The sequence below is a fragment of the Mangrovicoccus sp. HB161399 genome (assembly GCF_013184745.1).
In the GTDB taxonomy this organism is placed as follows: domain Bacteria; phylum Pseudomonadota; class Alphaproteobacteria; order Rhodobacterales; family Rhodobacteraceae; genus Mangrovicoccus.
In genome coordinates, this window is record NZ_JAATVU010000010.1 from 16099 (window position 1) to 30213 (window position 14115).

The following is a 14115-nucleotide window of genomic DNA, read 5'->3' on the forward strand; positions in this document are numbered from 1 at the left end:
AAGACTGCGGGCAAGAATGACGGGCGCCCCCGGCGGACAGCAGGACGCGACGCCCGGCCCGACAACAGCGAGGTCACGACATGACGGACAAATTCTCCCGCGCGGCCATGGGCCGGCGCGCCTTTCTCGGCACGGCCGCGGCAGCGGCGCTTTCCATCGGCGCCCTGCCGCGCGGTGCCCTGGCCGCGAGCGGCCGGCTCGTCGTCTCGAACTGGGGCGGCGACTGGAACGACAACATCGTCGCCGAGATGGAGCGCCCGGCCTTCGGCAGCGGGCCGATCGAGATCGTCCATGACCTCGCCCCGGTGGCCGAGCGGAAGACGCGGCTCCTGGCCGAACGCCGCCTGCCGCGCAGTTCCGTCGATGTCAGCTGGCTCAGCGACAGCGACGCCTTCGAAATGAACCAGCAGGGCGTGCTGGAAGAGCTGGACTACAGCCTCCTGCCCAATGCCGCCGCGCTGCAGGAAAAGCTGAAGGCGCCCTACTACATCCCGGCAATCTTCGGCGCGGTCTGCGTGCTCTACAATCCCGCGAAGATCGCCACGCCGCCGACCAGCTTCGCCGACCTGTGGAACCCGGCCCTTGCGGGCCGGGTCGGGCTGATGGACCAGATCTATTTCAACTACATCTACGCGGCCTCGCTGGTCGCGGGCGGCACGATGAGCGACGTCGAACCGGCCTTCGCCAAGCTGATGGAACTGAAGGCGGCGGTCGCGCCGCGGATCTATCCGTCGCACCAGGCGCTGGCGGCGGCCTTCCAGTCGGAGGAGATCTGGATCTCGGCCAATTACAGCGCCCGCGGCCGCCAATGGCAGGCCGACGGCATTCCGCTGGAACTGGCCTTCCCCGAGGAAGGCGGCATTGCCATCGCCTTCGGCGCGGGCATCCCGAAGAAGGCCGCCAACCGCGAGGCCGCCTATGCCTATCTCGACGCCATGCTGGCGCCGGAGGCCATGGCCGGGGTCGCGCGGTCGACGCATTACGCGGTCTCGACCACCGATGCCGCCCTGGCCCCCGAGGAAAAGCAGGCGCTGGAATTCTCCGGCGCGCAGATCGCCGGGCTGAACTTCGTCGACTACCCCTATGCCGCCGAACACGACTCGGACTGGCTGGAATGGTGGAACCGGGAGTTCAAGGCGTGAGCGACCTTGCCGCCACCCTGCCGCCGGGTCCCGCGAGGGTCCGGCGCAGCGTTCCCGGCTTCGCGCTGCTGCCGGTCCCGGCGCTCGTCCTGGTCGGGATCGGGCTGATCCTGCCGCTGGGACTGATCGCGCGCTACAGTCTGGCCGAATTCGACCCCGCCGACATTGCCCTGCAGGGGCTGACCGCCGGGAACTACCTGAAATTCTTCGGCGACCCGTTCTACCGCGAGGTTCTGGGCCGGACCCTCGCCGTGGCCGCCGGTTCCACCGCCGCCTGCCTGCTGCTCGGCGTGCCCGCCGCCTATGCGATCAGCAGGGCGCGTTCCGCCCGGCTGCGCAGCGCGCTCCTCCTGCTGGCCATCGTGCCGCTCCTGATGGGCAATGCCGTGCGCGCGCTGGGCTGGATGGTGCTGCTTTCCGAGCGCGGCATCGTCAACCAGGCGCTGACCGGCCTCGGCCTGGCTGACGCCCCGGTCCGGCTGATGTACACCCCGCTCGCCGTGACCCTGAGCCTCGTCGCCGTGCTCCTGCCGTTCATGGTTCTGACGCTGCAGAGCGTCTTCGACAGCATCAGCCCGGTCTACGAGGACGCCGCCGCCACCATGGGCGCGCCGCCCTGGGCCGCGTTCCGCCATGTCTTCCTGCCGCTGGCGATGCCCGGCCTCTTTTCGGGCAGCCTCCTCGTCTTCATTCTCGGCATGAACGCCTATGCCAGCCCCGTCCTGCTGGGCGGACCCGCCTTCCACATGATGGCGCCGATGGTCTACGAGCAGGCGGTCGAGGCCTTCAACTGGCCCTTCGCCTCGGCACTGGCCTTCGTCCTGATGGCCGCCACGCTGGTCCTGACGGTCCTGTCGAGCCGCGTGCTCCAGAAACGCTACGGGAGGCTCTGAGATGCTGTCCCGCCTGCTGCCTCCCGGCGCCGGATTCCGCCTGGCCATGGGCACGCTCGCCGTCCTCGCCTTCCTGCTGCTGGCCGGACCGCTGGCCACCGTCGTCTGGGTCAGCTTCTTCCAGGGCAAGATCATCGCCTTCCCGCCGGAAGGCTACACCCTGTCCTGGTATGCCGCCGCCTGGGAGATGCCGCGCTTCCGCGGCGGGCTGGCGACCAGCCTCTGGGTCGCGCTCGCCGCCACGGCCGCCAGCCTTGCCGCCGGCGTGCCCGCGGCGCTCTATCTCGCGCGGACGGAGTTCCGCGGCCGCGAAGCGATCCAGTCGGTGCTGCTCGGCCCGCTGATCGTGCCGGGGATCGTGGCGGGGCTGGCGCTCTACATGTTCCTGATCGAGGCCGAGATCCTGACCGGCGTGCAGTTCGCGCAGACGATGGGCGGGCTGGTGCTGGGCCACAGCCTGATCGCCCTGCCCTGGACCGTGCGTCTGGTCACTGCCGCGCTGGTCGGCATGGACCGGCAGGCCGAGGAGGCAGCCGCCGTGATGGGCGCGCGTCCGCTGGCAGTGTTCTTCCTCGTCACCCTGCCCGCGATCCGCTCCGGGCTGGTGGCCGGGGGACTCTTCTCCTTCGTGATCTCCTTCGTCGACCTGGAGAAGTCGCTGTTCCTCGTCGGCCCCGGCACCACCACCCTGCCGATCGCCATCATCAACTATCTCGAATGGAGCGTGGACCCGACCATCGCCGCCGTCGCCACGGCGCAGATCGCCGCGATTTCGGCGGTGATGATCGCCACCGACCGCGTCTTCAAGCTGACCCGCGCCTTCTGAGGAGACCCCAATGTCAAGCATCGCCCTCACGGAGGTGACCAAGATCTACGGCGGCCAGGCCACGGTCGACCGGCTGGATCTGAAGGTGCGCGAGGCCGAGTTCCTCGCCTTCCTCGGCCCGTCCGGCTGCGGCAAGTCGACGACGCTCAGGATGATCGCCGGGCTGGCCATCCCCGACGGCGGACATATCCGCTTCGGCGCCCGCGACGTCACCCGGCTGCCGCCCTACCAGCGCAATGCGGGCCTGGTCTTCCAGGGCTACGCGCTCTTCCCGAACATGACCGTCGCCGAAAATGTCGCCTTCGGGTTGAAGATGCGCAAGGTGGGCAAACCCGAGACCGCGGAGCGCGTCGCGCGCGCGCTCGATCTGGTGCAGCTCGGCCATCTTGCCGACCGCCTGCCCCGGCAGCTCTCGGGCGGCCAGCAGCAGCGCGTCGCGCTGGCGCGCGCCGTCGTCTACAATCCCGAAGCGCTGCTTCTGGACGAGCCGCTCTCGGCGCTCGACGCCAAGCTGCGCGGCGAGGTCCGCAGCGAGCTGCGCCGCCTGCAGCGTCGGCTGGGCCTGACGACGGTCTTCGTCACCCATGACCAGGACGAGGCGCTGGCCATTGCCGACCGCATCGTCGTCATGTCGGCGGGCCGGATCGAGCAGACCGGCACCCCCGGCGAGATCTACGCGACCCCGGCCAACCGCTTCGTCGCCGAATTCCTCGGCATGTCGAATTTCCTGCCCGGCCGCCGCGAGGGCCCGGGCCGCTTCCGCCTCGCGACCGGCGAACTGCTGGGCTACGGCTGCGAGGGCGCGCGGGCCGGGGGCCATGCGCTTGCCATCCGGCCAGAGAACATCCGCCTGCTGCCGGGGCGCGGCGCGGAGGCCGACGGCCACAGCCTGTCCGCCAGGATCGAGGAGGTGGTCTACCGCGGCAGCCTCGTCGAATACCGCCTGTCGCTTGGCGGCGGGACCCTGACCGTGCACCGCCGGAATGCCGATCACGACCCGGCCGAGCGCTTCGAGCCGGGCGAGACCGTGACCGCCTGCTGGCGCGCACCCTCCACGATCCTCATCTAGGACATCCCCATGACCCAACGCGACGACGCGGCCGGGGGCCGGGAGGTGCGGGGCTACTGCACCTTCTGCCGCTCGCGCTGCGGCACCATCAACCGCATCGAGAACGGCTGCCTGGTGTCGGTCCGCCCCGATCCGGACCATCCGACCGGCCGCGCCATCTGCCCCAAGGGCCGCGCGGCGCCCGAGATCGTCCACAGCGCGCGGCGGCTCGCACGGCCGCTGATCCGCACCCGCCCAAAGGGCGATCCCGATCCCGGCTTCCGCGAGGCGTCCTGGGACGAAGCGCTGGATCTCGTCGCAGGGAAGCTCGCGCAAGTCGCCGCCGAAAGCGGTCCGGAGGCCGCGGCCTTCGCCTTCGCCTCGCCGAGCGCGACCTCGATCTCGGACAGCATCGGCTGGCTCGAACGCTTCGTCTGGCGCTACGGCAGCCCGAACATCAGCTACGCGACCGAGCTGTGCAACTGGCACAAGGACCACTGTCACCGCTACACGCTGGGCACCGGCATGCCCGCGCCCGACTATGCGCAGAGCCGGCTGATCGTGCTCTGGGGCCACAATCCCGAGAAGACCTGGCTGGCCCAGGCGGGCGCCATCGCCGAAGCTCGCGCCGCGGGTGCCCGCCTGGCCGTGATCGACCCGCGCCGGACGCGGCTGGCCGCAGGGGCGGACCACTGGCTCCAGCCGCGTCCGGGCAGCGACGGGCCGCTGGCGATGGCGCTGATCCGCGAACTCATTGCCATCGGCGGCTTCGATGCGGCTTTCGTGCGGCGCTGGACCAATGCACCCTTCCTGGTGCGCGAGGACACCGGCAGGCTCCTGCGCGCGGGCGAGATCGGCCTCGCCCCGGCGGAGGCCCTTGTCGGCTGGGATGCCGGCGCGGGCAGGCCGGTGGCGCTCGATACCCGGCAGGACATCGGCGCGGAGATGGCGGCGCGGCTCGCCCTGGAGGGGCGGCACGAGGCGGCACCCGGCCTGGCCTGCCGACCGGTCTTCGCACATCTGCGCGAGGCGGCAGATGGCTACGCGCCCGAGCGCGCCGCGGAGCTGTGCTGGACCGAGCCCGCCGCGATCCGCGCCCTGGCGGCGGCAATCGCGGCGGCAGGGGACCGGGTCAGCTATTACGGCTGGAACGGCATCGGCCAGCATGCCGATGCCAGCCAGACCGACCGCGCCATCGCCATCCTCTTCGCGCTGACCGGCCAGCATGATGCGCCGGGCGGCAACGTGATCTGGCCCGCCCTGCCGGTGGTCCGCGCCAGCGATTTTGCCATGCTGCCGAAGGCACAGGCGGCCCGCGCGCTCGGCCTTGCCGCCCGCCCGCTGGGTCCGGCGCGCAACGGCTGGGTCACCGGCGGGGAACTCTACCGCGGCATCCTCGAGCAAGACCCCTACCGCATCCGTGCGCTGGTCAGCTTCGGCACCAACATGCTGGCTTCGCAGCCCGATCCGCAGCGCGGCCGCGCCGCCCTGGAGGCGCTGGATTTCCATGTCCATTGCGACCTGTTCCTCAATCCCAGCGCGGAATGCGCCGATGTCGTCCTGCCGGTGAACAGCGCCTGGGAACGCGACGGTCTGCGCGAGGGGTTCGAGATTTCCCGTGCCGCGCAGGAGCGCATCCAGCTTCGCCCCGCCATGGTGCCGCCGCAGGGCGAGGCGCGCTCGGATTTCGACATCGTGGCAGGTCTTGCCGGCCGACTGGGCTTCGGCGCGGACTTCCACCACGGCGACTGGGAGGCAGCGCAGGACGCGCTGCTGCGGCCCGCCGGGATCTGCATCGCCGAGCTGCGCGCCGCGCCCGGCGGCCTGACCGTGCCGCTCCGCCACGGCTTCCGGAAATATGCCGATCCTTGCGGCGGCGGCGTGCGGGGCTTCGCGACTCCCAGCCGGCGGATCGAGATACATTCCGAGACCTTTCTCGAACACGGCTATCCGCCGCTGCCCGGCTTCGGCAGCCCCGCGGAAGCGGACGCGGCCCATCCGCTGGTGCTGACCACGGCGAAGAACGGCCATTTCTGCCACACCCAGCACCGCGGCATTGCCGGGCTGCGCCGCAAGTCGCCGCTGCCCCGCGCCGATCTGCACCCGGATACGGCGGCATCCCGGGGCATCGCCGAGGGCGACCGGATCGAGATCCGCCGCGGCGGCGCCCGCATCTCGATGACCGCGCATCTCGATCCCGGCCTGCATCCGGGCGTCGCCATGGCCGAGAATGGCTGGTGGGAGGCCGCCCCCGATCTGGGCCTGCCCGGCTACCGGATCGGCGGCCGGACGGATGCCAGCTACAACAGCCTGGCGCAGGACCTGCCGCTCGATCCCGTCAGCGGCGCGCCCGCGCTGCGCTCGATGACCTGCGAGATCCGCCGCGCCGCGGACCAGCCTGCCGCCGCGCCGGGCCGCCAGCGGCTCAGGATCGAGGCCCGCCGCGAGGAAACGCCAGAGGTCGTCGCGCTGACCCTTGCCCGCGCCGATGGCGCGCCGCTTCCCGGCTTCCTGCCCGGCCAGCATGTTGCCATCGGCCTGCCGGGGGGGCCTGCGGCCCGCAGCTATTCGCTGACCGGAGCGGCGGGGGACGCGCCCGCGCGCTACGAGATTGCCATCCGGCGCAACGGTCCGGGCACGCTGTCGGCTATCTATGCGGACCTGCCCCCCGGCACCGAGCTGGAGACGGGGCGACCGGGCGGACGCTTCACGCTGCCGGTCGAAAACCGGTTCCCGCTGGTGCTGGTTGCCGCCGGGATCGGCGTGACGCCCTTTCTGGGCCTGCTCGAAACGCTGGCTTCGGGGGGGCGATCCGGACCTGAGATGCACCTGTTCCACATCGCCCGCGACGCCGCGCACCAGCCGTTCCGAAGCCGCCTCGCATCGCTGGACGCTGCCCTGCCCTTCCTCACGCTGCACAGCGTCCACAGCCGCGGCGGCTCCGGCCGGATGACCGCTGCGGAGATTGGTCCCGGGCTGATCGCGCGCCGGGCGCGGTTCTATCTCTGCGGGCCCGAGGCGATGATCGCGGAGTTCCGCAGCGGGCTGCGCGCCCGGGGCGTGCCGGACTTCGAGATCTTCCAAGAGGCCTTCTCCGCGCCGCGGTCGGACCCGCCCTCCGCCGCACGCGCTGCGGAGGTCCTGCTGAAGCGCTCGGGGACCGTGCTCGACTGGCGGCCCGGCGACGGCGCGATCCTGGACCTTGCCGCGGCGCGGGGCATCGCCCTGCCCTCCGGCTGCCGGACCGGGCAATGCGAAAGCTGCGCGGTCGACGTGCTGGAGGGACAGGCGGGACATTTCGCCGAACCCGAAGACCCCTCTGCAGACCGCTGCCTGCTGTGCCAGGCCTATCCGATGGGCCGCCTCGTGCTGGATGCCTGAGCATCGGCGGCCCGGAGCGAGGCGCGTGCCCCGCTCCGGCCGTTGCCGGTCACGCGCCGCGCAGGTTCCGGTCGAGCAGCGATGTCAGGCCATGGATCCCCTTGGTCACCGGCATTGGCTGGTCCAGACGTTCGGCCAGCTCGACCAGCGCGCCCAGGATGGGCTCCAGTTCGATCGGCCTGCCCGCTTCGACATCCTGCAGCATCGACGTGCGGAATGCGCCGAGCTTGCGGGTCGTGGCCATGCGGCCCGCGATGCCGCCGAACCCGGAAAGGCCGATGCGGTCGCCAAGGGCGGACATCTCCTCCATCATGGCGGCGATCAGGGAGGCCGTGCCCGGATTGTCCAGCAGCTGCGATGCAGTGGCGCGGGACAGGGCGGAGAGAGGATTCATGTTCGAATTCCCCCAGAGCTTGCCCCAGACCTCGCGGTGGATGTCCGCGCTGACCTGCGCGGGAATGCCGCCGCGCTGAAGGTGATCGGCGATATCCTGCGCCTGGTCCGGCTGCCCGCCGATCAGGACCCGGTCGGCCTTGACCAGCCGGATGTGGCCGGGCGCTGCGGCCAGGCTGGCCGCGTGGACGACGTTGGCCAGGATGTTGCGCGCGGGCATGATCTGCGCCAGCTGGCCGGACGGGTCCACGGCCTCCAGCGTCATCCCCTCGGCCGGACCGCCGAACCCCTCGAAGAACCAGAAGGGCAGGCCGTTGACCGCGGGCATCACCAGCGTGCCGGGTCCGGCAGCGGCACGGATCACGGGCGCCAGCGCAGGCAGGTCATGGGCCTTCACCCCCAGGAGCAGCACGTCGGCGCCTGCCAGGGCTCCGGGATCGCCGGTCGCCGCGACGGGAAGCGTCTCGCGCCTGCCCTCGGCCTCGAACACCAGGCCGTTCCGCTGCAGGGCCTGCAATGTCGCGCCGCGGGCCAGCACGGTTGCCTCTGCGCCGGCCCTGACGAAACCGGCTGTCAGCCAGCCGCCGATTGCGCCCGCTCCGATGACGGATAACTTCACGATGCCCTCCTCCCGGTACCGGAGGCGACACTAGGCTGCGGCCCGGTCCATGTCGATGGCACCGCGATGGGCCGCAGGCCGGGGCTGTCCCGGAACCGCAGCCCCGGGACCGGACCCCCTAGAACGGGCTGTCGGGATAGTAGAACTGCGCGGCGTTCTCCGGCGTCACCAGGACCGAGCCGATCGTGAACCTGCCGGAGACCGGCGCGTCCGAAACCAGCCCCACCGCCGTCATCTCGATGGCCGTCGCGATCATTCCCGGCGGATAGGTGACGTCGGCCGGAACCATCGCGTCGCCGTCGGCCACGCGCTTGACCATCTCCTTCATCCCGGCCCCGCCCAGCACGAAGCCGATGTCCTCGCGGCCGGATTGCCGGATCGCTGCCAGCACGCCGACCGCCATGTCGTCATCCGAGGCCCAGACAGCATCGATCTGCGGATGGCGCGACAGGAAGTCCTGCATCACCGTGAAGGCATCGTCGCGGTTCCAGTTGCCGTGCTCCATGCCGATGATCTCGATGCCGGTGCCCTCGATGGCGGCCTGGAAATTCTCCACCCGCTCGTTGTCGATCGTGGTCGGGATGCCGCGCAGCACGACGATCTTGCCGCCCTCGGGCAGGCGGCCGGCAAAAAACTGCCCCGAAACGCGGCCGAAGCCGGCATTGTCGCCCGCCACGTAGAGATCCTCGATCCCCTCCTGCGACAGGCCGCGGTCGACGACGGTGACCCAGGTGCCGCGCTCCGCCACGGCGGCGACCGGCCCGGTCAGCGGCTCGGATTCGAAGGGCAGCACCACCAGCGCGTCGATGTTGCGGGTCGCCACCATGTCCTCGATGTCGTTGACCTGCTGCGCCGGTCCCGAGGCCGTGGCCAGCACGAAATCGAGCTGCGGATAGGTCTCCTCCAGCCGTTCCACGGTCTGCTGCGCGTGGAAATTGAGCCCGCCCGCCCAGCCGTGGGTCGCGGCGGGGATCGAGACGCCGATCACCTGCGTGTCGTCGTCCTGCGCCAGGACCGGACCGGCGGCCAGAGCCGCGGCCAGTCCAAGATATGCCAGCTTGTTCACGTGTCTTCCTCCCTTTGTGGTTCACTCGCGCGCGGTTGACCCGCGCTGCATCAGCACCGCCAGGATGATGATCCCGCCCTGGATGGCGCCATTCAGATAGGGGCTGACCACATCGGTCAGGTTCAGGATGTTGCCGATCAGGCTGAGGATCAGCACGCCGACAACCGTGCCCCAGATCCGCCCCGACCCGCCCTTCAGCACCGTGCCGCCGATGATCACCGCGGCGATCGCCTCGAGCTCCCACAGAAGCCCGGTCGAGGCCGAGGCCGAGCCCAGCCGCGGCACGTACATGATCGTCGCAACGCCCACGAGCAGACCGAGCGCGGCATAGGTGGCCAGCCGCACGCGGTCGACCTCGACCGCGGAATAGCGCGCGACCTTCTCGCTGGCACCGATGGCGGCGCAGTGGCGGCCGAAGGGCATCCGCCGCATCGCGATCTCGCCGGCCACGGCCACGGCGGCGAAGACCAGGATCGGCCAGCTGATCCCCGCCACCGTGCCGTAATAGACAGGCCCGTAGAAGCTGCGCAGGTCGAAATCGAGCGACAGCGTGCCGCCATCGGCCATCCAGGTGACGAGGCTGCGATAGACGCCCATCGTGCCCAGCGTGACGATGAAAGGCTCGATCCCGGCGCGGGTGACCAGCAAGCCGTTGAGCAGCCCCGCCGCCAGCCCGGCGGCGAGTGCCGCTGCCATGCCGATCAGCACGGTGGCCAGCCCCGTCCCGGTCGCGGGCATCGCGGCATTCATGACGAGGATCATCAGCCCGGCAATGAAGGCGGCCATCGAACCCACCGACAGGTCAAGACCGCCCGCGGTGATCACGAAGGTCATGCCGACCGCGATGATGCCGATGAAGGCCGAGCGCGACAGCACGTTCGAGAGATTTCCGTAGCTGAGGAAATTGCCGTTGATCAGCGCGCCGAGCACGATCAGCGCGGCAAGCGCCAGGATCGGGCCCAGCACGTGGAAATCGATCTTGCGGCGCGGCGCGGAACGGGCCGGCCCTTCTGCAGTTGCGCTCATGCGGCGCGGCCTCCCTCGTCCAGTCCCATGGCGAGGCGCAGGATCGCCTCCTCGCCGATTTCCCCGCCTTCCAGCGCGCCCGCGATGGCGCCGCGGCGCATCACCAGGACGCGGTGCGCAAGGCCGATCACCTCGGGCAGTTCCGAAGACACCACGATGACCGAGCGGCCCGAGGCGGCCAGAACCGCGATGAGCCCGTAGATCTGCTGCTTGGTGCCGATGTCGATCCCGCGGGTCGGCTCGTCGATGACCACCACCTGCGGCTCGGCCAGCATCACCTTGGCGAGCAAGAGCTTCTGCTGGTTGCCGCCCGATAGCTGGCCCGCCGCCATCCGGCGGTCGCGCAGGCGGATGTCGTAGAGGCCGATGGCCTCGTCCAGCGCCCGCGCCTCCGCTGCCTTGTCGAGGAAGGGCCGGCCGAAGCGGCCGAGCGCCAGCAGTGTCAGGTTCTCGGCCAGCGGCTTCTCCAGCAGCAGTCCCCGCCCCTTGCGGTCTTCGGTCAGATAGGCGATCCCCGCCGCCCGCGCCGCGCCCGGCGAGAGCCGCGGCAGCGCCTGTCCCGCGACCTCGATGCGGCCGGTTGCGGCGCGCAGCCCCATCATGCCCTCCATCAGCTCGGTGCGGCCCGCCCCGACCAGACCGGCCAGCGCCAGAACCTCGCCGCGGCAGAGCGAGAAGGAGGCGGGCCCGGCCAGCCCCTCCACGTCGAGCCCCTCGACCGACAGGACGGTTTCCGCGCCCGGCGCGGGCGGCTTCGGCGGGAAGAGGTCGCTGAGTTCGCGGCCCACCATGGCGCGGGCCATCTCGTCCTCGGTCATGTCGGCGGCGGGTCCCGCTGCGACGACCGCCCCGTCGCGCAGCACGGTGACCCGGTCGGCAACCTGCGCCACCTCGTCGAGCTTGTGCGAGGTGAAGAGGATCGCCGTGCCGCGGTCGCGCAGCCGCGCGACCAGCCCCAGCAGCACGGCGGTTTCGCGCCGGGTCAGCACCGCGGTCGGCTCGTCCATGATCAGCACCCGCGCCTCGCGGCCGAGCGCCTTGGCAATCTCGACCATCTGCTTGTCGGAGACCGACAGATCCGCGACGCGGCGGCAAGGGTCGAGCGGGCAGTCGAGTTCGGCCAGCAGCCGCCGCGCCTCGGCGCGCATCGCGCGCTTGTCGAGAAAGGGACCGCGGCGCAGCTCGCGCCCGAGGAAGATGTTTTCCTCGACGCTGAGCGGCTCGGCGAGATTGAATTCCTGGTGGATCATCACGACGCCCGCCGCCTCGGCGCCGCGGTGCCCTGCGAAGCGGACCGGCGCGCCGTCCAGCTTCACCTGGCCGGAACTCGGCGGCAGGTAGCCGCCGAGGATCTTCATTGTGGTGGACTTGCCTGCCCCGTTCTCGCCGATCAGGGCATGGACCTCGCCGGCGCGCAGCTCCAGGTCCGCCCCGTGCAGCACCTCGATCCCGCCGAAGCTGCGGCGCACCGCCTGCAGGGACAGGACCGGGGCGATCATTCCAGCGCGGTCCAGGCGGCATCGGCCCGCGACGAGCGCACGCAGGCGGCGACGAAGCGCACGCCCATCAGCCCGTCGGCAATGCCCGGAAAGCTGACCTCCGGCTCCGGCGCGCGGCCGTCGCGATGCGCCCGGATCGCCGCGGCCGCCTCGGAATAGATATTGGCGAAGCCTTCCAGATAGCCCTCGGGATGGCCGCCCGGCGTGCGCGACAGCCGCTGCGAAGCCGCCGTGGCCCCCGCTCCGTTCCGGGTCAGCAGCCGCGACGGTTCGCCGAAAGGCGTGAACCAGAGCCTGTTCGGCTCCTCCTGCGACCACTCGATCCCGCCGGTCTCGCCATAGACCCGGAGCCGCAGCGCATTCTCGTTGCCGACAGCGACCTGGCTGCACCAGAGCATGCCCTTGGCGCCGCCCTCGTAGCGCAGCAGCACATGGCCGTTGTCGTCCACCTGCCGGCCCGGCACGAAAGCGTCGAGATCGGCGGCGAGCTTCTCGATCTTCAGCCCGGTGACGAAGCCCGCCAGATGCACGGCATGGGTGCCGATGTCGCCGGTCGCCCCGCCCGCGCCCGAGCGCGCCGGATCGGTACGCCAGTCGGCCTGCTTGTTCTCGGGCCCCGCCGCCTCGGCCAGCCAGTCCTGCGGATACTCGACCTGCACGACGCGGATCCGGCCGAGCTCGCCCGCTGCGACCATGGCCTGCGCCTGGCGGATCATCGGATAGCCGGTATAGTTGTGGGTCAGGATGAAGAGCATGTCAGAGGCCGCCGCGGCCGCGGCCAGCGCCTCGGCATCTGCCAGCGTCGCGGTCAGCGGCTTGTCGCAGATCACGTGGATGCCGGCCTCGAGGAAGGCCCGGGCCGCAGGGGCATGCATGTGGTTCGGGGTGACGATGGCCACCGCCTCGATCCCGTCGTCCCGCGCGGCCTCCGCTGCGGCCATGGCGGCGAAATCGTCATAGATGCGGTCCGGCTCCAGTCCCAGCTCGCGCCCGGATGCCTGCGCCTTTTCCGGGGTCGAGGAGAGCGCGCCGGCGACCAGCTCGTACGCGCCGTCGAGCCGCGCCGCGATGCGGTGCACCGCGCCGATGAAGGCCCCCTGCCCGCCGCCGACCATGCCCAGCCGGATCGGCCCCGTCCGTCCCTGAAATCGCGTCATCGGTCCAGCCCCAGGATGCGGCGGTTGGCGGCTGCGTCGCTGCCCCCGTCCGCGAAATCGTCGAAAGCGCGCTCGGTGACGCGGATGATGTGGTCCTTCACGAAGGCCGCGCCCTCGCGCGCGCCGTCCTCGGGATGCTTCAGCGCGCATTCCCATTCGACGACGGCCCATCCGTCGAAGCCCGCCGCCGAAAGCTTGGAGAAGACCGCGCCGAAATCGACCTGGCCGTCGCCGGGGCTGCGGAACCGCCCGGCGCGGTCCTTCCAGCTCTGGAAGCCGCCATAGACGCCCTTGCGTCCGGTGGGGTTCAGCTCGGCATCCTTCACGTGGAAGGCGCCGATCCGCTCCATGTAGATGTCGAGATTGTCGAGATAATCGAGCGCCTGCAGCACGTAGTGGCTGGGATCGTAGAGCATCATCGCGCGGGCATGGCCGCCGACGCGGTCGAGGAACATCTCGTAGCTGTCGCCGTCATGCAGATCCTCGCCGGGATGGATTTCATAGCAGACATCGACCCCCATCTCGTCCGCATGGTCGAGGATCGGCCGCCAGCGCGCGGCGAGCTCGTCGAAGGCCTGCTCGATCAGTCCCGGCGGCCGCTGCGGCCAGGGATAGACATAGGGCCAGGCCAGCGCGCCGGAAAAGCTCGGCATCGCCGTCAGACCCATGTTGCGCGAGGCGGTCAGGCAGAGATTCACCTGCTCCACCGCCCAGTGCTGCCGCGCCGCCGGATTGCCGCGCATCTCGGGCACGGTGAAGCCGTCGAACATCTCGTCATAGGCGGGATGCACGGCGACGAGCTGGCCCTGCAGATGCGTGGAAAGCTCGGTCACCTCGACGCCGCTCTCGGCCGCAATTCCCTTGAACTCGTCGCAGTAGTCCTTCGAGTCCGCCGCTTTCGCGAGGTCGATCAGCCGGGTGTCCCAGCTCGGCACCTGCACGCCCCGGTAGCCGCAATCCGCCGCCCAGCGGGTGATGGCCGGCCAGGAATTGAACGGCGCCTCGTCCCCGGCGAATTGCGCCAGGAACAGCGCCGGGCCCTTCAAAGTCTTCATCTTGTCCTCC

At 70.7% G+C, this 14115-nt stretch carries 11 protein-coding genes; 5 read left to right on the forward strand and 6 right to left on the reverse strand.

Going from position 1 to position 14115, the window contains the following annotated elements; genetic code table 11:
- Nucleotides 1-80 precede the first annotated feature (80 nt).
- The 5 genes from HCC78_RS07615 to HCC78_RS07635 are packed head-to-tail and all read left to right on the forward strand — an operon-like array spanning nucleotide 81 to nucleotide 7290.
- The gene (locus HCC78_RS07615) at nucleotides 81-1142 is read left to right on the forward strand and encodes a PotD/PotF family extracellular solute-binding protein (RefSeq protein ID WP_172328155.1); all 1062 of its coding nucleotides are present in this window, start codon (nucleotides 81-83) and stop codon (nucleotides 1140-1142) included.
- A complete protein-coding gene (locus HCC78_RS07620) occupies nucleotides 1139-2035 on the forward strand; it encodes an ABC transporter permease (protein ID WP_371743794.1) in 897 nt (298 codons plus the stop codon). The genes HCC78_RS07615 and HCC78_RS07620 overlap by 4 nt, the downstream gene beginning before the upstream one ends.
- A gap of 1 nt (nucleotide 2036) precedes the next feature.
- Nucleotides 2037-2861 carry an ABC transporter permease gene (locus tag HCC78_RS07625; RefSeq protein WP_172328157.1) on the forward strand — a complete coding sequence of 275 codons (825 nt, stop codon included), beginning with the start codon at nucleotides 2037-2039 and terminating at the stop codon, nucleotides 2859-2861.
- A gap of 10 nt (nucleotides 2862-2871) precedes the next feature.
- Complete coding sequence (locus HCC78_RS07630) at nucleotides 2872-3930, forward strand: ABC transporter ATP-binding protein (protein WP_172328158.1); 1059 nt, start codon at nucleotides 2872-2874, stop codon at nucleotides 3928-3930.
- 9 nt (nucleotides 3931-3939) lie between these two features.
- On the forward strand, nucleotides 3940-7290 hold the full coding sequence (locus HCC78_RS07635) for a molybdopterin-dependent oxidoreductase (RefSeq protein ID WP_172328159.1): 3351 nt from the start codon (nucleotides 3940-3942) through the stop codon (nucleotides 7288-7290).
- A 49-nt stretch (nucleotides 7291-7339) separates the two neighbouring features.
- Here the strand turns inward: HCC78_RS07635 and HCC78_RS07640 are convergent, their stop codons facing one another.
- From HCC78_RS07640 to HCC78_RS07665, 6 genes are all read right to left on the reverse strand, one after another.
- Nucleotides 7340-8302: a 2-dehydropantoate 2-reductase gene (locus HCC78_RS07640; protein ID WP_172328160.1), complete on the reverse strand. Its 963-nt coding sequence runs from the start codon at nucleotides 8300-8302 to the stop codon at nucleotides 7340-7342.
- A gap of 118 nt (nucleotides 8303-8420) precedes the next feature.
- A complete protein-coding gene (locus HCC78_RS07645) occupies nucleotides 8421-9368 on the reverse strand; it encodes a substrate-binding domain-containing protein (protein ID WP_172328161.1) in 948 nt (315 codons plus the stop codon).
- A gap of 21 nt (nucleotides 9369-9389) precedes the next feature.
- Nucleotides 9390-10394: an ABC transporter permease gene (locus HCC78_RS07650; RefSeq protein WP_172328162.1), complete on the reverse strand. Its 1005-nt coding sequence runs from the start codon at nucleotides 10392-10394 to the stop codon at nucleotides 9390-9392.
- Nucleotides 10391-11893, reverse strand: coding sequence for a sugar ABC transporter ATP-binding protein (locus HCC78_RS07655; RefSeq protein ID WP_172328163.1), 1503 nt, complete (start codon nucleotides 11891-11893; stop codon nucleotides 10391-10393). Before HCC78_RS07655 ends, HCC78_RS07650 begins: the two co-directional genes overlap by 4 nt.
- Nucleotides 11890-13050: a Gfo/Idh/MocA family protein gene (locus tag HCC78_RS07660; protein WP_172328164.1), complete on the reverse strand. Its 1161-nt coding sequence runs from the start codon at nucleotides 13048-13050 to the stop codon at nucleotides 11890-11892. The genes HCC78_RS07655 and HCC78_RS07660 overlap by 4 nt, the downstream gene beginning before the upstream one ends.
- On the reverse strand, nucleotides 13047-14105 hold the full coding sequence (locus HCC78_RS07665; protein WP_172328165.1) for a sugar phosphate isomerase/epimerase: 1059 nt from the start codon (nucleotides 14103-14105) through the stop codon (nucleotides 13047-13049). Before HCC78_RS07665 ends, HCC78_RS07660 begins: the two co-directional genes overlap by 4 nt.
- Between the last annotated feature and the right edge of the window lie 10 nt (nucleotides 14106-14115).